General features: G+C 52.4%; 22 protein-coding genes. 2 read left to right on the plus strand and 20 right to left on the minus strand.

Features of this window, described 5'->3' with window-relative positions; all coding sequences use genetic code 11:
- Nucleotides 1-18: 18 nt before the first annotated feature.
- From MHFGQ_RS07785 to MHFGQ_RS07795, 3 genes are all read right to left on the minus strand, one after another.
- The gene (locus MHFGQ_RS07785) at nucleotides 19-717 is read right to left on the minus strand and encodes an aspartate/glutamate racemase family protein (RefSeq protein ID WP_106006034.1); all 699 of its coding nucleotides are present in this window, start codon (nucleotides 715-717) and stop codon (nucleotides 19-21) included.
- 87 nt (nucleotides 718-804) lie between these two features.
- Nucleotides 805-2,004 (minus strand): threonine synthase, encoded by a 1,200-nt coding sequence (locus tag MHFGQ_RS07790; protein ID WP_106006035.1) that lies wholly within the window; start codon nucleotides 2,002-2,004, stop codon nucleotides 805-807.
- Nucleotides 2,005-2,027: 23 nt separating this feature from the next.
- The gene (locus tag MHFGQ_RS07795; RefSeq protein ID WP_106006036.1) at nucleotides 2,028-2,420 is read right to left on the minus strand and encodes a RidA family protein; all 393 of its coding nucleotides are present in this window, start codon (nucleotides 2,418-2,420) and stop codon (nucleotides 2,028-2,030) included.
- A 251-nt stretch (nucleotides 2,421-2,671) separates the two neighbouring features.
- Between MHFGQ_RS07795 and MHFGQ_RS07800 the strand changes: the two genes are divergently transcribed.
- Nucleotides 2,672-2,950 (plus strand): UxaA family hydrolase, encoded by a 279-nt coding sequence (locus tag MHFGQ_RS07800; protein ID WP_106006037.1) that lies wholly within the window; start codon nucleotides 2,672-2,674, stop codon nucleotides 2,948-2,950.
- A gap of 2 nt (nucleotides 2,951-2,952) precedes the next feature.
- The gene (locus tag MHFGQ_RS07805; protein WP_106006038.1) at nucleotides 2,953-4,119 is read left to right on the plus strand and encodes a UxaA family hydrolase; all 1,167 of its coding nucleotides are present in this window, start codon (nucleotides 2,953-2,955) and stop codon (nucleotides 4,117-4,119) included.
- An 85-nt stretch (nucleotides 4,120-4,204) separates the two neighbouring features.
- Here the strand turns inward: MHFGQ_RS07805 and sigF are convergent, their stop codons facing one another.
- The 17 genes from sigF to MHFGQ_RS07890 all read right to left on the minus strand — a co-directional run bounded on the left by sigF (nucleotide 4,205) and on the right by MHFGQ_RS07890 (nucleotide 19,512).
- Nucleotides 4,205-4,996, minus strand: a complete 792-nt coding sequence (gene sigF, locus MHFGQ_RS07810) for an RNA polymerase sporulation sigma factor SigF (RefSeq protein ID WP_106006039.1) — start codon at nucleotides 4,994-4,996, stop codon at nucleotides 4,205-4,207.
- Between the two features lie 17 nt (nucleotides 4,997-5,013).
- Complete coding sequence (gene spoIIAB, locus MHFGQ_RS07815; RefSeq protein ID WP_170066363.1) at nucleotides 5,014-5,448, minus strand: anti-sigma F factor; 435 nt, start codon at nucleotides 5,446-5,448, stop codon at nucleotides 5,014-5,016.
- Nucleotide 5,449: 1 nt separating this feature from the next.
- Nucleotides 5,450-5,797, minus strand: coding sequence for an STAS domain-containing protein (locus MHFGQ_RS07820; RefSeq protein ID WP_106006041.1), 348 nt, complete (start codon nucleotides 5,795-5,797; stop codon nucleotides 5,450-5,452).
- 80 nt (nucleotides 5,798-5,877) lie between these two features.
- Entirely contained in the window at nucleotides 5,878-7,110 is a 1,233-nt protein-coding gene (locus MHFGQ_RS07825; protein WP_106006042.1) for a D-alanyl-D-alanine carboxypeptidase family protein, read from the minus strand.
- Nucleotides 7,111-7,178: 68 nt separating this feature from the next.
- A complete protein-coding gene (locus MHFGQ_RS07830) occupies nucleotides 7,179-8,342 on the minus strand; it encodes a phosphopentomutase (protein ID WP_343105552.1) in 1,164 nt (387 codons plus the stop codon).
- Nucleotides 8,343-8,375: 33 nt separating this feature from the next.
- Nucleotides 8,376-9,263, minus strand: a complete 888-nt coding sequence (gene xerD, locus MHFGQ_RS07835; protein ID WP_106006044.1) for a site-specific tyrosine recombinase XerD — start codon at nucleotides 9,261-9,263, stop codon at nucleotides 8,376-8,378.
- 122 nt (nucleotides 9,264-9,385) lie between these two features.
- A complete protein-coding gene (locus MHFGQ_RS07840) occupies nucleotides 9,386-9,628 on the minus strand; it encodes a hypothetical protein (protein WP_170066357.1) in 243 nt (80 codons plus the stop codon).
- Between the two features lie 18 nt (nucleotides 9,629-9,646).
- Nucleotides 9,647-10,258, minus strand: a complete 612-nt coding sequence (gene spoIIM, locus MHFGQ_RS07845; RefSeq protein ID WP_106006046.1) for a stage II sporulation protein M — start codon at nucleotides 10,256-10,258, stop codon at nucleotides 9,647-9,649.
- Nucleotides 10,259-10,335: 77 nt separating this feature from the next.
- The gene (locus tag MHFGQ_RS07850; RefSeq protein WP_106006047.1) at nucleotides 10,336-10,866 is read right to left on the minus strand and encodes an NUDIX domain-containing protein; all 531 of its coding nucleotides are present in this window, start codon (nucleotides 10,864-10,866) and stop codon (nucleotides 10,336-10,338) included.
- A 47-nt stretch (nucleotides 10,867-10,913) separates the two neighbouring features.
- Nucleotides 10,914-11,687: a sporulation transcription factor Spo0A gene (gene spo0A / locus MHFGQ_RS07855; protein WP_106006048.1), complete on the minus strand. Its 774-nt coding sequence runs from the start codon at nucleotides 11,685-11,687 to the stop codon at nucleotides 10,914-10,916.
- A gap of 105 nt (nucleotides 11,688-11,792) precedes the next feature.
- Nucleotides 11,793-13,085, minus strand: coding sequence for a SpoIVB peptidase (gene spoIVB / locus MHFGQ_RS07860; protein ID WP_106006049.1), 1,293 nt, complete (start codon nucleotides 13,083-13,085; stop codon nucleotides 11,793-11,795).
- 109 nt (nucleotides 13,086-13,194) lie between these two features.
- Nucleotides 13,195-14,856, minus strand: a complete 1,662-nt coding sequence (gene recN / locus MHFGQ_RS07865; RefSeq protein ID WP_106006050.1) for a DNA repair protein RecN — start codon at nucleotides 14,854-14,856, stop codon at nucleotides 13,195-13,197.
- 4 nt (nucleotides 14,857-14,860) lie between these two features.
- Nucleotides 14,861-15,319, minus strand: a complete 459-nt coding sequence (gene argR, locus MHFGQ_RS07870; RefSeq protein ID WP_106006051.1) for an arginine repressor — start codon at nucleotides 15,317-15,319, stop codon at nucleotides 14,861-14,863.
- Nucleotides 15,228-16,178, minus strand: a complete 951-nt coding sequence (locus MHFGQ_RS07875; protein WP_106006052.1) for an NAD(+)/NADH kinase — start codon at nucleotides 16,176-16,178, stop codon at nucleotides 15,228-15,230. Before MHFGQ_RS07875 ends, argR begins: the two co-directional genes overlap by 92 nt.
- A gap of 21 nt (nucleotides 16,179-16,199) precedes the next feature.
- The gene (locus MHFGQ_RS07880) at nucleotides 16,200-17,009 is read right to left on the minus strand and encodes a TlyA family RNA methyltransferase (protein ID WP_106006053.1); all 810 of its coding nucleotides are present in this window, start codon (nucleotides 17,007-17,009) and stop codon (nucleotides 16,200-16,202) included.
- Nucleotides 17,002-18,924, minus strand: coding sequence for a 1-deoxy-D-xylulose-5-phosphate synthase (dxs, locus tag MHFGQ_RS07885; RefSeq protein WP_106006054.1), 1,923 nt, complete (start codon nucleotides 18,922-18,924; stop codon nucleotides 17,002-17,004). Before dxs ends, MHFGQ_RS07880 begins: the two co-directional genes overlap by 8 nt.
- Nucleotides 18,925-19,512: a CNNM domain-containing protein gene (locus MHFGQ_RS07890; protein WP_106006055.1), complete on the minus strand. Its 588-nt coding sequence runs from the start codon at nucleotides 19,510-19,512 to the stop codon at nucleotides 18,925-18,927.
- Between the last annotated feature and the right edge of the window lie 785 nt (nucleotides 19,513-20,297).

A 20,297-nucleotide genomic window follows, 5' to 3' on the forward strand; every position in this document is an offset into this window, starting at 1 on the left:
AGATCGTTAAATATTTTCTCATCCTTTCACAATACGAACCACCTCTTCAGCAAGGATTTGTGCGGCATCAAATACTGGAACATTAATATGTTTGATACTCTTTGCTATAACGGATAGTTCAGTACAGGCAAATAATATTGCTTCCGCACCTCTGGCAACTAGCTGACTTATTATTTCTCGTAAATCTTGCAAATGATTATTTGTTAATTGGTTGGCTTTAACTGCAAAAATAACTTCCATTACCTTTTGTTGTTGTTCTTCATCTGGGGTTACTAGGTCTATATTATCTTCATTAAAAACATTGTGATAAAGTTTTGTAACAACCGTTGCCTTAGTTGCAAGTAAACCAATTTTTTTTATGTGTGGAAGTTCACTTAAAATCCTGTTACGAGCACTTTCAACTATATTTAATACAGGTATATTTACAGCATTTTTTATTTCTGAATAATAAATATGAGCTGTATTGCATGGTATAGCTAAAAAATCGGCACCCCATTTTTCTAGATTTTGGGCCATTTGTATTAGTACAGGTGCGGGACTCTCGCCTGAACCCAAAATAGCCTGAACTCTTGAAGGTACTTGTGGGTTATTATCTACCAGCATATGGATATGGTCGCAATCATCCTTCGCCGGTGTAGCCTTAATAATTTTATCCATAAAGTCAACAGTAGCCTCCGGGCCCATTCCACCTATTATACCGAGAACTTTTTTTGTCATTTCTCAACATCCCCTAACGAATGCATTTATTGAGCTAGTTGGATGCTATTATCAACAAATAGCATCCAACTAGCATAGTTTTATTACCTAAATCTCCGCCTCTTTCTCCAGTACCGGCAAATCTAAATCCACCAATTCCGGATACTTCAAGCCGCTGCCGGTGTTTAAAACAACTACCCTTTCTTCAGGTTTGAGGAAACCGCTGTTCAAGAGTTTCTGGGCGGCGGCCACGGCGGCGGCGCCCTCGGGGCAGATGAACATGCCTTCGGTCCTGGCGACCAGTTTTACCGCCTCCAGGATCTCAGCATCACTTACGCTTACCGCCGTTCCACCGCTTTCATAAACCGCCTCTAACACCAGGAAATCACCCAGGGCCTTGGGTACGCGGATCCCGCCGGCAATAGTCTGGGCCCCATGGAAAAACTCTGATTCCTTTTTACCTTCACGGAAAGCCTTAACGATGGGAGAGCACCCTTCCGCCTGCACCGCTATCATTTTAGGCATAGGACCCTTAATCCAGCCGATGGCCTGGAGCTCCTGCAGGGCCTTCCAGATACCTATAATTCCCACTCCGCCACCGGTAGGATAAAGAACTGCATCGGGTAATTCCCAGTTAAATTGCTCGGCAATTTCCAGCCCCATGGTCTTCTTGCCTTCGATACGGTATGGTTCTTTTAAAGTCGAAGCTTCAAACCAGCCGTATTTTTTCACTCCTTGGGCGATGATCTTTCCGGCGTCGGAAATTAATCCTTTCACTAGATAAGTCCGAGCTCCGGTGGCAACGCATTCTTTTTTAGCCAAATCGGGAGCATCAACCGGCATGGCAATAATCATTTCCATACCCGCTTTAGCACCATAGGACGACCAGGCTCCCCCGGCGTTGCCGGCAGTGGGCATGGCAATGGTTTTGATGCCCAGTTCTTTAGCTTTAGAAACGCCAAGGGCCGCGCCGCGGGCTTTAAAGGTACCTGTGGGATTTAATCCTTCATCTTTGATATAAAGATGCTTAAACCCCAGTTCGCGTCCTAAGTTGTCGGTATTAAAGATAGGGGTAAAGCCTTCTCCCAACGATACGATGTTTTCTTCATGTTCCAGTGGCAAAAACTCCCAGTAACGCCAGAGGTCGGCCCGCCGTCCCTTCAAGTCTTCTTTCTTTACTGACCGGCCCAGCCGTTCCAGATCATAACGTACCAGAAGAGGCGAACCGCACTGGCAGAGATTGTGCACTTCATTTGCGTTATAGGTACTGTGGCATTTCGGGCACTCCAATTCACGGACAAAGCTCATAACTTTTAGCCTCCTTTTATAAATTAACCCTCTTTAACGACGGCGACGGCCTCAATCTCTACGAGAACATCCTTGGGGAGCCGCGCCACTTCCACGCAGGAACGCGCCGGAGGTTCTTTGGTGAAGTAGCGTCCGTAAACTTCATTAATGGTACCGAAATCATTCATGTCCTTAATGTACAGGGTTGTTTTTACAACGTCATCAAGACTGGCCCCGGCGGCGGCGAGCACGGCCTGCAAATTTTCTATAACCCTGGTCACCTGAACGGCGACACCGCCTTCTACTACCTGGCCGCTTTGCGGATCAATGGGTATCTGTCCAGAGGTAAAAATTATATTGCCAACCTTAATGGCCTGGGAATAGGGACCGATAGCTGCCGGTGCGTCATCGGTAGCAATTACGTTTTTGAACTTCAACCTTGCATCATCCTTTCACGGCTTATTGTTCTTGTGGTAATTATTATTCGCCGTAGCTTTAAAATTTCCTGCTGCCTCTTACAATTTTTTTGTAAGTTTTATTTGTTTTTTGTTTGGGGTTTTCCTCCTAAATTTTTTCCTTGACATCACATGGGGTTGGCCGTAAAATAAAAGTGGTCCTACCACCGACCTCACACTTTATGCCTTTTGAAGAAAGGCTTACTTACACACCTGGGGAGGGGGAACCTGCAATGGAAAAATTCTTTGTCCATGACAAACGGGACACCGTGGGCGTGGCCGTGGCCGACATCCAGGCCGGTGAAACGGTAACCGGCTGGGTGATGGAAGATAACTCCATCGTAACCGTAACGGCCATAAGCGACATTAAACTCGGCCATAAAATCGCCCTCAAAGACATCGCTAAAGGCGAAACGGTAATTAAGTACGGCGAACCCATCGGCAAAGCCGTCGCCCCCATTGCCAAAGGCGAGCACGTCCATGTTCATAATCTAAAAACTGCGAGGTGGTAAAGATGACCTGGACTAAAACCAAATTTTGGGGTTATCGTCGGGAAAACGGCAGCGTCGGTGTACGCAACCGCGTAGTTATTCTCCCCTTGGACGACCTTTCCAATGCGGCTGCCGAAGGAGTGGCCAAGCTAATTGACGGTACCATCGCCCTGCCCCATCCGTATGGGCGCCTCCAATTCGGTGAAGATCTGGAGCTCTTTTTCCGCACCTTAATCGGGACCGGTTCCAATCCCAACGTGGCAGCCTGCATTGTTATCGGTATTGAACCCAACTGGACCAACCGCGTGGTGGAAGGCATCGCCAAAACCGGCAAGCCCGTAGCCGGCTTTGCCATTGAGCGTTACGGTGACCTGAAGGTCATTGAAATGGCCTCCCGGAAGGCCATCGAATTCGTCCAGTATGCCACTGAGCTGCAGAAAGAGGAATGCGACATTTCCGAGCTGGTCGTCAGCATTAAATGCGGCGAATCCGACACCACCTCCGGTCTTGCCTCCAATCCTTCCATAGGTAACGTAGTGGACCGCCTGGTCGATATGGGCGTGACCGTCCTCTTCGGCGAAACCTCTGAGCTTACCGGCGGCGAACACCTGGTAGCCGCCCGCTGCGCCACGCCTGAAGTCCGGGAACAGTTCATGCAGAGCTTTAAGTCCTACAGCGACTTTATTATCTCCCAGGGCGTCGATCTCTGCGGCTCCCAGCCAACGGAAGGCAATATTGCCGGCGGCCTGACCACCATTGAGGAAAAAGCCCTCGGCAACATCCAGAAAATCGGTAAAAGGGCTATGATCCAGGGTGTCCTCCAACCGGCTGAAGCTCCTAAAGGTAAAGGCTTATGGTATATGGAAACCTCATCTGCCGGTGCCGAAGCCGTTACCCTTTTCGCCGCCGGCGGCTCGGTGCTCCACTTCTTTACCACCGGCCAAGGGAACGTTGTCGGCAATCCCATAATCCCGGTAATTAAGATTTCGGCCAACCCGATAACCGTCAGCACCATGAGCGAGCATATCGATGTCGACCTGACCGGACTGCTGCGTCGCGAAATGGACTTAGATGGAGCAGGCGATGCCATTCTCGAGAAGTTTATCCGCACCCTCAATGGCCGCTACACCTGCGCCGAAGCCCTTAACCATAAAGAATTCATCCTGACCAAACTTTACCGCAGCGCGTAAAAAGCAATACAACCATATACAAGGAAATAACAACAAATGGGAGGTCCCGCCTCCCATTTTTTATACCTTTTTATCCCCTTCCGTCTTATTGCGTCTGTACATCTTTTTCTCCTTCTGCCAGGAGCATTTCCCGAATTTTCTGCAGGGCCTGGCGCTCAATGCGGGAAATTTGCACCTGGGACAATCCCATGCGGGCCGCCACCTCGGCCTGGGTTTTATCCTGGAAAAAGCGCATGACCAGCACCCGCCGATGTTTTTCCGGAAGTTTTTTTAAGACTTCCTTTAAGGCTATTTTATCCAGCCAGGCAGGCTCATCCCTTTCCTCGGCAGCCAGTTGATCCAAAACATATATGGGATCGCCGTCATCTTGATAAATGGTGTCGTGGATGGATCCGGGCATCTGGACGGCTTCCATGGCGGCTACTATTTCTTCACGGGATAAGTCTAGGTTTTCGGCAATTTCGCTGATGGATGGTTCCCGGCCCAGTTTTTTAGCCATTTCTTCGCGGGCGCGGTTAACCTTGAAGGCAGTTTCCTTTAAAGAGCGGCTCACCTTTACGGCGCTGTCATCCCGTAAAAACCGCCTGATTTCTCCCAGAATCATGGGCACGGCATAGGTGGAAAAGCGCACCTGGTAATTTAAATCAAATTTATCTATAGCTTTAATGAGACCTATGGTGCCGATCTGGAAAAGATCTTCCAGGTCGTAGTTGCGATTTTCAAAACGCTGGACAAGGCTGAATACCAGCTTGAGGTTGCAGTTAATCAGCCGCTCCCTGGCTTCTTTATCCCCCGCTTTGGCCCGGCGCAGCAATTCTTCGGTTTCGGCTTCCGACAGGAGAGGAAAGCGGGGTAGATTCATTTCTGACAAACGCATTTAAATCGCCACCCTGGTTACTTACCGGCCTCTCCTTTAAAGGCTTTAAACATCCTGACGCGCGTGCCACGATTGACCTCTGAAGTGACTTCCAGCTCGTCCATGAAAGACTGCATGAAAGAAAATCCCAAACCCATGCGTTCGGGATCGCTGGAATAGGCCGGCTGCATAGCCAGGGCAATATCGGGTATGCCGCAGCCCTTATCCTCCACGATGATTACCAGCCCCGTTGTCGTCCGCTCCGCCGCCACCCTTACTATACCCGAAGGCTCGCCACGATAACCATGGATGATGGCATTGGACACTGCCTCGGAAACGGCAACTTTAATTTCTTCCAATTCATTCAAGGTCATATCCACCTGGGCGGCGAAGGTAGCCACCGCCACCCTCGCTAGCCCAACATTTTCCGGGAGACTCAAAAACTCCAGGGCCATGCTGTTTTTGACCTGCATTTCACCGGCCATCCTTTATCCCCCCCAGGGTTTCCGGTCCTTCGGGATGGATGGTCATAATTTTGCTCAGGCCGGATATTTCCAGCAGCCGCCTTACCTGGGGCTGGGGACGGCAGATCACTACCCGGCCGCCTTCTTTTTTAAGCCGCCGGTAACGTCCTAAAATTACCCCCAAACCGGAGCTATCCATAAAAGTCACTCCCTCTAAATCCAGCAGCAAAACTTGCGGGCGGGCGTGGTCCAGGCTGGCTTCCAGTTCCCGGCGCAAAAGGTCGGCGTTCTCCAAATCAACCTCCCCCTTTACCCTCGCCCATAATTCTTTACCTTCGCTACTAAAGAATACTTGCAAAAGCAAAACCCCCTCGCCACATTCTACGAAGGGGTTTATTCGCCCTTGAGGGGCCGACTTCCTGCTAAATAATGGCAAAATTATTGTCGAACGGTGAAAACGGCGCGCATAACCCTGACGACTTCCTGGCCCAGGGAAGCTCTGGATACTTCTTCGGCCGTCAGCAAATCAACATGATCCACGGCCACGGTATCGCGATAGACGGTTACCTGGCCGATTTTTTGGCCCTTCTTGATGGGGGCATTTAAAATGGGCGGTATTTCCACTTCAGCCCTTACCTTTTCTCCCTTGCCCCGGATGCGGCTGACCCGCGCCCCTATCGGCGCCGCCGCAACGGCATTTACCTGTTCGAGGCGGCCCTTCCCGACGGGTACCGTGGCCACCACCTGCCCCTGATCGTAAAGGCGCTGGAAGGCCCACTGTTTATAGGCCCAGTTGTAAAGTTTCATGGAATCGGTAAAATGGCCGTTGGGCGTCTCCACCCCCATTACTACGGCAATTAACCTTAAGCCCTCCCTTTCCACGGTGGAGACGAGATTCAGACCGGCGGCATCGGTAAAACCGGTTTTAAAACCGTCAGTTCCCGGATACCAGTAGAGCATTTTGTTGGTATTGTCCAGGATGGACAGGGGTTCTTTACGGAAGGTGTAACGTTTGATGGAAGTCCATTCCCTTATTTTTGGGTATTTTAAAGCATAGCGGGCGATAACGGCCATGTCATAGGCGGAAGTGTAGTTTTGCTCATCATGAAGGCCGTGGCAGTTGGCAAAATGGGTATCCTTTAATCCCAGCTCCTGGGCCTTGGCGTTCATCATGGCAACAAAGGCTTCTTCCGAACCGGCCAAATGCTCGGCCACCGCTACGGCCGCGTCGTTGGCCGAGGCTACGGCGATGGCGATGAGCATCTGCTCCAGAGGGAAGGTCTCTCCGGCCGCCAGAAAAACTTCGGAACCGCCGAAGCTTTCGGCCCTTTCGCTGGTCTGCACCGGTTCATCCAACCGCGCCTGGCCGTTGGCCACCATATCCATGGCCACAACCATGGTCATCAGTTTAGTCATGCTGGCCGGAAAATAACGGGCATGAGCATTTTTTTCCCAAAGAATCTCCCCAGTCTGGGGATCCATAAGAACGGCACCTTTGGCATCCAAATTCAGCGCCGCTGCCGCTTCACTACCCGCTGTAGCCTCTACCGGCCGGGCATCCGCCGAAAGGTCGCCAGCGGCAAAGGATGCCTGCTCTGATGCCGGCAGAAAAACCTGAAGCATGCATATTCCCAGGATGATCGCCAGTATTAAAAATCCTGTTTTACGCACCCCCACCGCCCCCTTCGCCAGGCTTGCTCTTCTTTACTATATTAGCGAAGGGGAAAAAATATGAAAGACTATTTTAACAAGCGGCGGGCAAAACTCTCCCCGGCCAAATCATAGGGTACATCCAGCATTTCGGCGACCGTAGCTCCCAGGTCGGCAAAGGTGGGGCGCACGCCGATGTTTATCTTTCTTATCTTATCGCCGTAAATTAATAACGGTACGTACTCCCGGGAATGATCGGTACTGGGGGTTGTAGGGTCGCACCCGTGATCGGCGGTAATGACCAGAACATCCCCTTCATTTAAAGCCTCAATGAGCTCCGGCAGGCGACGATCAAAGGCTTCCAGGGCCCCGGCATAGCCGGTAACGTCGTTGCGATGGCCGTAGCGCATATCAAAATCCACCAGGTTGGTAAAGATGAGGCCCCGCCCGCCTTCACGCATGAAGTTGCAGGTCTGGTCGATGCCATCCATATTATCGTGGGTATGGATCCAGCGGCTTATACCGCGACCGGCAAAAATATCTTTAATTTTACCGACGGCCATAACCTGCAGTCCTGCATTTACGACGGCATCAAGCAGAGTAGGCCTGGGCGGCTCCAGGGAAAAATCCTGCCGCCTGTCCGTCCGGATAAAATGACCCGGTTCTCCGATAAAAGGCCGGGCGATTACCCGTCCCACGGCGTGTTCGCCCGTCAAAAGCCGCCTGGCAATCTTGCAGTAACGATACAACTCCTCCACGGGGATGACGTCCTCATGGGCGGCTATCTGGAAAACGCTGTCGGCCGACGTATAAACAATGGGGTAGCCGGTACGCATATGTTCGGCTCCCAGCTCTTCGATGATCACCGTACCCGAAGCGGGTTTATTGCCCAGCACCTTGCGGCCGATGGCCCTTTCAAAGGGCTCAATTATTTCCGGCGGAAACCCATGGGGATAAAGGGGAAAGGGTTTCTCTAAAATCAGCCCGGCCAGTTCCCAGTGACCGCTGGTGGTATCTTTTCCGGCCGACTTGGAAGCCATTTTACCATAGGCAGCGGTCGGGGAGCCTACCGGCGCGATCCCCCTTAAAGGGATAATATTGCCCAGGCCCAGCCGGGCCATATTGGGCAATTTAAGGTTTACCCGGGCGGCGATATTGCCCAAGGTGTTGCTGCCAGCGTCGCCGAATGCAGCGGCATCAGGGAGTTCACCGACTCCGACGCTGTCGAGGACTATTATTATTACGCGGTCGATGACCATATATTTTTAACGCCTCCTGTTTGGGCTTCATGCCCGGGGGTGAGTCCGATCGTAAACCTCGCGGACTTTCTTCCTGGTAAGATGGGTATAAATCTGGGTCGTACCGATGTCGGCATGGCCTAAAAGTTCCTGCACCGCACGTAGGTCGGCGCCGTTTTCCAGCAGATGGGTGGCAAAGGAATGGCGCAGGGTATGGGGAGTAATTTCTTTATTTAAATTTGCCGCCCGGGCATAGCCTTTAATAATTTTCCAGCAGCCCTGGCGCGAAAGGCGGCGGCCATGCTGGTTGACGAACAGGGCCGTTTCCGCCTTTTTCTTAATTAATTTTCCCCTGCCGTTCTCTATGTATGTCCTTACATAAAAACAGGCCATCTGCCCCATGGGAACCACCCTTTCTTTGGCTCCTTTGCCCAGGCAGCGGACAAACTCGCCCTCCAGATTAACCTGGTCCACATTAAGGGCAATCAGTTCCGAAACGCGCAGGCCTGTAGCATAAAGGAGTTCCAGCATGGCCTTATCCCTTAAACCCGCCGGGGTGTCCACACGCGGCTGGCTGAGGAGCCTTTCCACTTCTTCCAGCGTCAATACCTGGGGCAGTTTCTTAGCCTGCCTTGGGGATTCCAGATTGACGGTAGGATCGTTGTCTACCAGGCGTTCCCTTAACAGAAATTGATATAACGCTCTTATCGCGGCCATGTGCTGGCAAATCGTGGCCGGCGCCCTGCCTTCCCGTTGCATTTTGACCAGATAGGCCACCAGCAAACCGTGGTTGACGTCACGAAAAGATTTTATTTTACTGCTTTCCAGGTATTGAAGAAATTGCTGCAGGTCGCTGTTGTATGAGGCCAGGGTGTTTTCCGCCAGCCCCCTTTCCACCACCAGATAGTATAGGAACTCGTCCACCAGCTCACGCACGGCGCACCACCATTCTTCTTACCGTTTTACCAAATTATTTCCACATAGAAAGACAAAACTCCTCCATTCCCCAACCAAAAAAAGCCATAAAAAACCGCCTCCAAGAGGCGGGGGTGATAGTTCTATTCACCGCGGTAAAAACCCCTCAATCTCTCCAGTAATCCCTCCAGGGAACGGCCGGTGCCGCTGGCAGGGGCGACTGCCGGTTGTTGGGTTTGCTGAATTTTAGGCAATGTTTCCCTCTGCCCCGCCGTTTTTGAATTCCCGCCGCGTGCCAGCTGACCCAATAGTACGGCAGCCACCAGGATCGCCGCCAAAATTAAGACCAGTTTTTGCCGCCACCTGCTGATAGTTACTACAATCATCAACTATCCCCCCATCATTTAAATATAGGCGAGGACCAATCTGATAAAAACCGGGGCAAGGTATGCTTCAACCAGCCCCCCGCCAGCCAGGAGCACCGCTACCAAAAGCATACAAAGGGAATAGTTTAACAGGCCGGGCAAAATCCCCCTTTCCCATATTCTTCCGCGAATTAAACCGGTAGAAAAGGAAATGCCGAGCATGGCAGCCAGAAATAAGGCCGGAATTTGCAGAAGATTGGCAGGCATGACGGCCGTCAAGGATAATGCCAACCCATGGACGGCCTTTTGTTTAATCAAAAAACCTACAGTAAATCCAAGTACAAAGCCCTTAATAAACACAAAGATTATAATTAACGGAATGCCGATTACCGTTAAACCTAAAAACCATATCAGTCCCGTTTCTTGAAGAGCGTCAAGGGCGGCATGATAGAAGAGGTTATCACTTTTTATTGTTCCGGTATTAAATTGCCTAAGGAGGTTATCCAGGTAGGCGGCCAGCTGTATGAGCTGCTGTTCCCCAAGAAAATTAAGGGAAATTGTTCCAAAAACGATCCCGCCCAGGAAAAAGAAAAATATGACCATGTATATTCCCAGGTTGTCCTTGATATGCCTGGCAAGGAGCTTTTCCACCCCATTACCCCCCGGACCCTCCGTTTAAAATAAATCTTTATCTCCTAAATAAGTATGCCGGCCGCCTATTTTTATAACTACAAAATGCGGGCGGCTGCCAGCAAACCGACCATGCTCTTGGCGTCCTGGACGGTACCTTTAAATACTTGGGAAACAGCCTCGTCTAAAGGCATGCGGACCACCTCAATAAATTCATCAAAATCCGCATCTTTTTTGTGATTTTCCAGGCCGGTGGCCAAAAAAAGATACATAATTTCGTTTGAAAAGCCCGGCGTGGTGAAAAAAGTTAAAAGATGCCGCCATTCTTTACCCTTTAGGCCTACTTCCTCCGCTAGCTCCCTTTGAGCGCATTCCAGGGGATCTTCACCGACGTCGAGTTTACCGGCCGGTATTTCCAGGGTTTCCCGGTTAATCGGATATCGATACTGGCGTACCAGAAATACGTTTTTCTCGTCATCCAGGGCTATTATCGCCACAGCGCCGGGATGCTCAACGACCTCCCGGCTAGCCTCCCTCCCGTTGGGCAGCCTTACCAGATCGCGCCGCAGATTGATGATCCGCCCTTCATAAATGCGTTCGCTTTTTAATTTTAATTCTGTAAGATCCATTTCCGTCCCTCCACAGCTAAAATATAAGAAACTGGCATTACGCCAGTTTAACTTACTTTGGTCCCAATCCTGATCTTGTCGGCCACCATGGCTATAAATTCTGAATTGGTAGGTTTGCCGCGCTCAACATTGATAGTATAACCGAAGAATTTATTCATCATGTCCACATTACCGCGGTCCCAGGCGAGCTCTATGGCATGACGAATGGCCCGTTCAACCCGGCTGGGGGTCGTCATGAATTTACGCGCCACCAGAGGATAAAGCTCCTTTGTAACCGCCCCTAAAAGGCCCACATCTTCGATCACCATGAGGATGGCTTCACGTAGATACTGGTATCCCTTGATATGGGCCGGAACGCCCATTTGATGGATAATCTTGGTAACCTCGACGTCTAAATTGCGGCCGTTGCGATTTACCTGTACCGGCGCCGCCGGCGGTGTATGGCCGTTGGCCAGTTGGCGGAGCCGGGTGCCCAGAACCTCAAGATCAAAGGGCTTTATTATGTAATAATCGGCTCCGAGCTCTATAGAGCGCATGGTCATGTTTTCCTGGCCCAAAGCCGTTAAAATAACTATCTTCGGCCGCGGTTCATAATTTAGATCGTTTAATCTTTCCAGCACGCCGATACCGTCGAGATGTGGCATTATAATATCTAATATTACCACATCCGGCTCCTGTTCCTGGATGAGCTGCAGGGTTTCATGGCCGTTGTGGGCTATTCCCGATAGGACAAAATCCTGCTGCTCATTAAAAAATTCTTCTAGAACCTCGCAAAATTCCCGATTATCATCGGCAATCAACACTTTAATCGGTTCTTTCATAGTATTTCATCCCGCCTCCTAAAGCTCCGTGTCAGTTGGTCGAAATAGTTTTCGACGCGAGGAGGGGATAATCCTTCCAATCGCAAAAAGAGGCAAAACTTTTGGTTATCCAACATTGTTTTCCATTATATGTAATTTACCAGGGGTTTCGACGGCACTTCCCCTGGTCGGCGCAACGAGATCTGTCTCTTCCAGCATCCATTCCGCCAGGACGCCGTAGCCCCTGGCAGGATCGTTGATAAAAACATGCGTCACGGCACCTATTAATTGCCCGTCCTGGATGATAGGGCTGCCGCTCATGCCCTGGATGATTCCCCCGGTTAAGGACAGCAGCCTGGGATCCGTAATTCGTAAAATCAACCCCCGTCCGCTTGTCCGCTGGTTAAGCATAACCCGTTCAATTTCCACCTGAAAGCTTTCCACCTTTTCCCCTTCCACCACCGTTAAAATCTCGGCCGGTCCCGGGTGAACCGTTTCGGCCAGGGCCACCGGCAAGGGTTGAGTATAAAAGGCGGGTATCTCTCCAGATATAGTCCCAAATATGCCTACTGTTGTATTTTTTTGTATAATGCCACTAAACTTGCTATTTTCCAGAAACACGCCGATTTTTTCTCCGGGTTGACCCCGACGGCCCTGGTGAATGCCTTGAATGGCCGCAGCGACTATCCTCCCGCCGCTGATATTTCCCCCATTTCGTCCATCGCCCGTCACCATATGGCCGAGGGCGCCGAAAATATGCTTTTCCTGGTCATAAAAGGTTAAGGTACCGACGCCGGCAGTACTGTCCCGCACAAAAATTCCAATACGGTATCTTTTCGTTTCCCGGCAGTAAATCGGCTGGATGTTTAAATTTAACAACCGCCCTTCCCTTTGGACGCTTAACTTTACAGGGCGACGGGCCCGGCCGGCGGCGTCCACCAGGTCGGCCACCTTTTGATCGTTCTCTACCTTGACGCCGTCTATGGCGACAATGACATCCCCTATCTCCAGACCTGCCTGCCGCGCCGGATAAAGCTTATTGCCCATTTCATCGGTAACGGCGGCCTGTCCGACGACCATTACTCCTTCAGTTTTAAGCAAAACTCCTATTGCCTGTCCCCCGGGGTTAACCCACACCGGCCGCACCATCTGGACGGTAATATTTTTCAAGGGAATAAAACCCAGCAATTTTATCTGTAACTGCCGCCACCCTGGCTCTTCCCGATCCACCTGCATTTCCACCTGACGAACCAACCCTGCCGGTAAATCCCAATGCAGCTGTAATGGAGCTTCGGTTGATAAGCGCATTACCGGGGGCAGACTAAAAAAGCCGCGTACCGGCGGAAGTAGTCCACCATATAGCAGCAATGACGCCAGCACCAGGCCTACAACCTGGCGCCCAAGGCGTTTCAAGGGCATCACCTCCATGAAATTTTTTTGCCTTCAAAACATAAAATAACCCCAGGCCGCAGCTTTTATGCTGTTAAAAACGACCTGAGGAGGAGATATAGCCTGTAAAAGGAAGATTTCAAGGGTTATTTTCTAATAGCGCCGCCGCATGGCTTTTAGCTATCGCCGTCGTTTCGCCGGAGAGCAGTCGTGCTAATTCCTCTATTCGGGCTTCGCCGGTAATTTTTTCAATTTGAGTAAAGGTCCGCCCTTCGCGGACAACTTTGCTCACCCGGTAATGGTGGGCGGCCGCGCCGGCCAACTGTGCCGAGTGGGTGACACATAAGACCTGATGACGCCGGCTGATAGCCGCCAGGGTTTTAGCCACCGCCCGGGCGGCGGCGCCGCCAATTCCTGCATCAATTTCATCAAAAATCAATGTGGGAATGGCGTCAACTTCCGCCAGAATACTTTTACATGCCAGCATAACCCGTGCCATTTCTCCGCCCGAAGCGATCTGGGCCAAAGGGCGGCTCCCTTCGCCGGGGTTGGGCTGGAAAAGAAAGGTTATCGTATCCAAACCGGTAGGTCCGGGCCGACCGGCCTCCGCACAATCTATTGTAATCCGCGCCGCCGGCATGGCCATCTCCTGTAAAACTTTAGTTATCGCATCCGCTATATCCCGGGCCGCCTCCAGTCGTCGCCGGCGTAAAGTTATGGCCGCTTCCCGATACTCGGCTTCGGCCGCCGCTATTTCCTTTTCCAGGGCGGCCATTCGCCCGGACATCCGATCCAGATCCTCTAACGCCGCCGCCACCTGTTCTTTATATTGTAACACTGCCTCGATTGTGCCGCCGTATTTACGTTTTAAATTTTTAATCACCTCCAAACGTTCCTCTATTTCCTGTAACCTTGCGGGATCGTACTCCAATCCCTCTTGATAACGGAGAATACTGCGGGCCACTTCTTCTACTTGCACGGCTGCCGTTTCCAGTAAACTCTGCCATGATTTTAAAGCATCATCAATCCCGGCTATGTTGGATAGTATCGTTGCCGCCCGGCTGATACGGTCATAAGCCCCATCTTCTCCGAAAAGGGCGGCGTAAACGGCTGCAGCCCCTTCGGCCAACCTGACTGCGTTTTTTAGAATTTCCCTTTTCCGCAGCAATTCTTCTTCTTCCCCGGGCGATAGATTGGCCGCGTCAATCTCCCGGTACTGGTAGTTCAACAAGTCCCGCTGCCGTTCCAGCGCCCCTTCGTCCCCGCCCAGATCATTTAAATCTTTGAGCAGGCCCTGCCATTTTGTATATAGCTCTTTTACCCGGCGCCGCAAATCCATTAATCCAGCTGCGCCATCGAGGAGATCCATCTGAGCCGCCGGTCGTAGAATCGATTGATAGGTATGCTGGCCGTGGATGTCTACCAGCATCTGTCCGATTTGCTGGTACATGCTTAAAGTTAGGCTGCGCCCGTTGACGCGGCAGGAGTGGCGCCCGCTGCGGGTGATTTCCCGACTGAGTAAAAGGCTGCCGTCTGCTTCCACCGGTACGCCGAATTCGGCCAGAATTTCTGCCAGTCCCGGTACGTCACCTGCTCGAAAAAGACCGCGCACCATACCTCTTTCGGCACCGGCACGTATGTATTCCATAGAAGCGCGGGCGCCTACCAAAAGGGCAACGGCATCGACGATAATGGATTTTCCGGCACCGGTTTCCCCTGTAAGGACCGTCAATCCCGGTTCCAATTCCAACTCCAGGGATTCCACCAGGGCCAAATTTTCAATATGCAATTCCTGGAGCATGGCCTCACCCTTCCCTGAGCTCTTGAAAGCGCCGCAAAACCTCAGGTACCGCTTCTTTCGGCTTTACGATAACCAGTATTGTATCGTCGCCGGCCACTGTCCCGATGATTTCCGGCCATGCGACGTTATCCAGACAAGAGGCGACGGCATGGGCCGTACCCGGCAGGGTGCGAATCAAGATCAAATTTTCACTGTCGTCAATCTTAACAACAGAATCTTCAAAGAGACGCTGTAACCGACCATAAACGTTCACTGGGGGTTGGCCAGGCGGAGGCGCGTAGCGGTAAAGGTTCTCGCCCGCAGGCACTTTAATCAACCCCAGTTCTTTAATGTCCCTGGAAACGGTCGCCTGGGTTACTTTAAGGCCGTGTTCAACGAGTTCCCGGGCCAGCTGTTCCTGGGTAGTCACCGGCTTCTTGGCTATAATTTCCAATATCAGTTGCTGGCGCCTGGCCTTCGTCATATTGCCGGTTCCCCCCTTCCCGCAGTTTTTCCCGCACCAGGCTGTAGAAGGTATTATTTTTTAAACGTATCAGGCGTGTAGGTACCTGGGCCTTGGTAACGGCGACCACATCGCCGTTGGCCAGATGCCATCCCTGCTGGCCGTCAACGGTCAGCATGACTTCCGCACCCTGGGCATGGACGTGAACCCTGATGGGCTGTTCCGGTGGAACTACCAGGGGGCGACTGTAAAGGGTATGGGGACAAATAGGGGTCACGATCATTACTTCCAGCCGCGGTGAAACCAAAGGGCCGCCCGCCGATAGGGAATATGCCGTTGAACCCGTAGGGGATGAGATAATAAGGCCGTCGGCCGGATAAGTATCCAGGTAGGCCGGGCCAATATATACTTCCAGACGGAGCATGCGGGAAAAGGCCCCTTTGGTAATGACCAAGTCATTTAAAGCCTGGCAGCTAATTACTTCTCTGCCCTTTCTATTTACACTCCCTTGGAGCATCATCCTCTCTTCCAGGCGGTAATCGCCGTGGAGGAGCCTCTCCAGGGAGGGATAAAGTTCGGCCAGTTCTATCTCAGTCAAAAATCCCAGATGCCCGAGGTTGACGCCCAGAATGGGTGTAGCACTGCCGGCAACCAAGCGCGCCGCCCTTAGGAGTGTACCGTCGCCGCCCAGGCTCAACAGGCAGTCGGCCTGGGCCAGTTCCTTTTCCGCTACGCCTTTATCTGGGCAACCCAGATGTACCGCTTTGGCTCTAGAAACCAATACCTTTACACCACGGCCTTCCAGGTAGGCCATAGTTTCCAGGGCAACTTCCCTGGCTCTGGGTTTTTCCAGGTTGGCCACCAGACCTATCTGTTGCAATTATCTCCCCCATTTCACGACTTACTGAACTTCATTGTGGGCAGCAGCAACTACCCTTTGAATCAAGGCCGGCCACTCTTCCTGTGGCAGGCCGACACCCTTCATACCCATCCAGAGGAGGAATTCCAGATTGCCTTCCGGGCCGCTTATTGGCGACCAGGTTAAGCCGTATATCTTTAGGCCCAATCCTGCGAGGGCACTTATTACCTCTTGTAAAACCTCACGGTGCACGGCGGGATCGCGCACCACCCCTTTCTTGCCCACCCGGTCGGGACCAGCCTCAAACTGGGGCTTGACCAGGGCAATAACTTCTCCCTCCGGTTTTAAGCACCCCAGAACGGCGGGCATGACCTTCACGAGGGAGATAAAGGAAACGTCGATGGTGGCGACGTCGACCGGTTCCCCCAGCTTATCCCGATCCAGGTAACGGGCATTGGTCCTTTCCAGAACTACTACCCGCGGGTCACTGCGCAATGACCAGGCTAGTTGACCGTATCCCACGTCTACCGCATAAACCTTTGAGGCACCATGTTTTAAAGCGCAATCGGTAAAGCCCCCAGTAGAGGCGCCTACGTCTAAAACTACTTTTTGCCTCAAATCTATATTAAAATCCCGGAGTGCTTTTTCCAGCTTTAAACCGCCGCGGCTCACATAGGGTAAAGGCCTGCCCGTCAGGCGTATTTCCGCTTCCAACGGAACCTTCGCCCCCGGTTTGTCCATAGGAACGTCATTTACCAGCACTTCGCCGGCCATTATCGCCGCCTGGGCCTGCTGACGGCTGGGGAAAAGCCCTTTACTCACCAGCAGAACGTCTAATCTTTGTTTAACCACCGGAGATCTCCCTGGCGCTAAGTTTACGCGCAACAGTTTTCTTTCGTCCCGCCAGCGCTTCTTGAACGGATGCGGCGATGCCCGCGGGTGTCAAACCTAAGTGTTCCCGCAAAACGTCCGCCTTACCATGTCCAACAAATTTGTCGTCAATGCCCAAGCAGTGCACCCTGACGCCCGTTTTGCCCATGGCTGCCAGGAGTTCTAATACGGCACTGCCGAAACCGCCCGCCAGGACGTGTTCTTCCACCGTTACCAGGCAGCCGGTTTTATCGGCCCAGGTAAGAATTAAATCAGCATCCAGGGGTTTGACAAAACGTGGATTGATGACCGCCGCCTCTATACCCCGGCCGGCCAGTTCTTCCGCGGCCGCCAGAGCGGCATAAACCAGGGGGCCGAGGGCCAGGATGGCAACGTCTTTCCCCTGGCGCAAAACTTCACCCTTACCGATGGGGAGGGGTTGGGCGGGACCGGTCAGGGGAACGCCGATCCCTTCACCCCGCGGATATCGCAGGGCCGCCGGACCGTTATACTGGATGGCCGTGGCCAGCATATGCCGCAGTTCCTGCTCGTCCTTGGGAGCCATGACTACCATGCCCGGAACACAGCGCAGAAGGGCCAGATCGAAAAGGCCCTGGTGGGTTTCGCCGTCTTCACCAACCACGCCGGCGCGATCGATGGCCAGAACGACCGGCAGTCCCATTAAAGCAATGTCGTGGATTACCTGATCCACGGCCCGCTGTAAAAAGGTAGAATAAATGGCGACTACGGGTTTAAAACCTGCAGCTGAAAGGCCAGCGGCCAGGGTCAAAGCGTGCTGTTCGGCAATACCCACGTCAAAAAAACGTTTGGGGAAACGCCGGGCGAAGGGCATAAGGCCCGTACCTTCGGGCATGGCCGCCGTAATGGCCACCAGTTGGCTGTTTTTTTCTCCCTGGCGTACCATTTCGGCGCCGAATACGGAAGTATAGGTTGGGGGTCCTTCTTTCTTTAAAGGCTCACCCGTTTCCGGGTCAAAGGGGCCGATGCCGTGGAAGCGACCGGGATTGACTTCCGCCGGACGGTAACCTTTACCTTTGGTGGTAATCACGTGGACCAGTACCGGTCCCCGGGTAGCCCGGGCGCGCTGCAGCACTTCCTTTAGCAGGGCGACGTTATGCCCGTCAATGGGTCCTAAATACGTAAAACCCAGCTCTTCAAATAGCATTCCCGGAACGACCAGGTACTTAAAACTGTCTTTAAGGCGCTCAATGACCTTCAAAACCCGCGGGCCAACGTGGGGAAGGCGGTTCAAAAGGTTTTCCAGCTCTTCTTTACTCCTGGAGTACATGGGGTCTGTGCGCATGCGGGAAAGATAGGCCGCCATGCCACCAACAGGAGCAGAAATGGACATTTCGTTGTCATTGAGAATGACTATCAAGTTGGTCTTCAAGTGACCGGCATGATTCATGGCTTCAAAGGCCATGCCGCCGGTCAGTGCTCCGTCACCGATGACTGCGACTACCTGGTAGTCATCACCCTTTAAATCCCTGGCCAAGGCAAAGCCCAGGGCGGCAGATATGGAGGTGCTGCTGTGTCCTGTATCGAAGGCATCATAAAGGCTTTCGGCGCGTTTGGGAAAACCGCTCAACCCGCCATATTGGCGCAGGGTGGCAAAACGGGAAAGACGGCCCGTGAGGATTTTGTGTACGTAACACTGGTGGCCGACATCCCAGATAATTTTATCCCTGGGCAGGTCGAAGACGCTGTGCAGGGCCAAAGTAAGTTCAACCACGCCGAGGTTAGGAGCCAGATGGCCGCCGGTGCGCGCCACCGTCCGGACGAGTTCCCTGCGAATTTCTGCGGCCAGCTTCTCAAGTTCCGTATTATTTAATTTTTTTACGTCGGCCGGCTCCCTTATTTTATCCAGCAGGTTCATTCATGGCCGCCGTCCTTTCTGGGATGGATAATTAAAGGGGTACCATCCGGTAACCCTTTCCAGGGCATATAATAAACGGCCTACAAAAAAAATTATATCATTGGCCTGCCGCAGGGCAAATCCTTTGCCCAGGGCTTTTCCCCCAACGGTTACGGCCGAAACGGCGGCCGTCATGAGGGTGCTGACCAGCATGTCTTCGGCGCCATGCCGCCCTACCAGGCGGATAATAATTACCGCCCCGACGGCACCGCTTAAAGTGCTGCACACATCGCCCACCACGTCGGTGGCAAAACTGGTCACCCTTTCGGCATTGCGCAGCAGCCCTAAGGCCTGGCGGGCTCCGGGTATCTTTCTGGCCGCCCGGGCGTTTAAAGGCGCCTCGCTTGCTGCAGCCGTGGCCACGCCGATAATATCAAAAACTATGCCGGCCAGGATGATTATTAAGAGCAGGAAAAAAGACAAAACAATGGAGGTTATGCTCCCCAAAAAGGCCTGGGAGCCATACCCCACGGCCAGGGCTATAAAAAAAGTCCCCCCGCCCATAGTCAGGGCATTTCGCCAGGAGGAACGTCCTAGGTTTCTGGCCAAACTTATTTTCTGCCTCCATGTTGAAATATTATGTATTCCCCGGTGGGTGGCAGCCGCTCGGGTAAACGTTATGGCTTAGGTCCAGTAGGTTTTCCCGATACCCTACCACGCGTCGCCGCCGTGGCGGTTTCCCTTTAAAGGGTATCCTGCGCCGTCGCCGGTGGCAGGACTGGATTACCACTTAGCGCATACTTTAATCCCCGACCGGCCTTACCGGACGGTAAACAGTCTAGGAGTTTTCCTCGGCAGAACCAGCCATCTTCTAGCCTCTTTTGCAGTAGGGGTTTCCGCTTGAGCCGGAAATCTTCGGCGAAGACCCCGGCGGGCGTTTGCCACCCGCATCCACCACTACCGCTCAAGGCAGGCTACGCTGCAGCCAGCACCCTCCGTACCGACTGCAGGTTTCTACCCCAGGCCATAGTATTCATTCCTGCCGGAGGAACTTTCCCACGCACCTGGGTCTCCACGGAGGGAGGGTCCACGCCTACATGCCATTGTAGATCGCCCCCCCTCCTTAACTCCCAGTACCAACCCCCGACTGGGCGTCGGCAGCCAGCACCAGGAACTTCATCGGTGTGCCCTTGACGGATTTTTAGGCCCGTCTTCAAAGATGGTGGTTCTGACTAGAATACTGCGCCACCCACCTTATGGGCTAAACAAAAATTCTGTCCTTGGTAGAATGTATTATAAGTTATTTGCCCCAAAACGGCAAGGGCCGTAGGCAAAAGCCCTGGATTACCTCGGACCGTTTAAAAGTCTTGCTGGCAGCCAGCGCGGGTATGCCT

The sequence above is a fragment of the Moorella humiferrea genome (assembly GCF_039233145.1).
Lineage (GTDB): Bacteria > Bacillota > DSM-521 > Neomoorellales > Neomoorellaceae > Neomoorella > Neomoorella humiferrea.

Excerpts from the sequence above, each read along its gene's own strand:
- MHFGQ_RS07785 (WP_106006034.1), bottom strand. The coding sequence starts at position 717 with ATGACAAAAAAAGTTCTCGGTATAATAGGTGGAATGGGCCCGGAGGCT.
- MHFGQ_RS07850 (WP_106006047.1), bottom strand. The coding sequence starts at position 10,866 with ATGGATCTTACAGAATTAAAATTAAAAAGCGAACGCATTTATGAAGGG.
- argR (WP_106006051.1), bottom strand. The coding sequence starts at position 15,319 with ATGACGAAGGCCAGGCGCCAGCAACTGATATTGGAAATTATAGCCAAG.
- sigF (WP_106006039.1), bottom strand. The coding sequence starts at position 4,996 with ATGCGTTTGTCAGAAATGAATCTACCCCGCTTTCCTCTCCTGTCGGAA.
- spoIVB (WP_106006049.1), bottom strand. The coding sequence starts at position 13,085 with ATGCCCTTGAAACGCCTTGGGCGCCAGGTTGTAGGCCTGGTGCTGGCG.
- MHFGQ_RS07790 (WP_106006035.1), bottom strand. The coding sequence starts at position 2,004 with ATGAGCTTTGTCCGTGAATTGGAGTGCCCGAAATGCCACAGTACCTAT.
- spo0A (WP_106006048.1), bottom strand. The coding sequence starts at position 11,687 with ATGAAAGAACCGATTAAAGTGTTGATTGCCGATGATAATCGGGAATTT.
- MHFGQ_RS07805 (WP_106006038.1), top strand. The coding sequence starts at position 2,953 with ATGACCTGGACTAAAACCAAATTTTGGGGTTATCGTCGGGAAAACGGC.
- MHFGQ_RS07840 (WP_170066357.1), bottom strand. The coding sequence starts at position 9,628 with ATGATTGTAGTAACTATCAGCAGGTGGCGGCAAAAACTGGTCTTAATT.
- MHFGQ_RS07800 (WP_106006037.1), top strand. The coding sequence starts at position 2,672 with ATGGAAAAATTCTTTGTCCATGACAAACGGGACACCGTGGGCGTGGCC.
- spoIIAB (WP_170066363.1), bottom strand. The coding sequence starts at position 5,448 with ATGCAGGTCAAAAACAGCATGGCCCTGGAGTTTTTGAGTCTCCCGGAA.
- dxs (WP_106006054.1), bottom strand. The coding sequence starts at position 18,924 with ATGAACCTGCTGGATAAAATAAGGGAGCCGGCCGACGTAAAAAAATTA.
- recN (WP_106006050.1), bottom strand. The coding sequence starts at position 14,856 with ATGCTCCAGGAATTGCATATTGAAAATTTGGCCCTGGTGGAATCCCTG.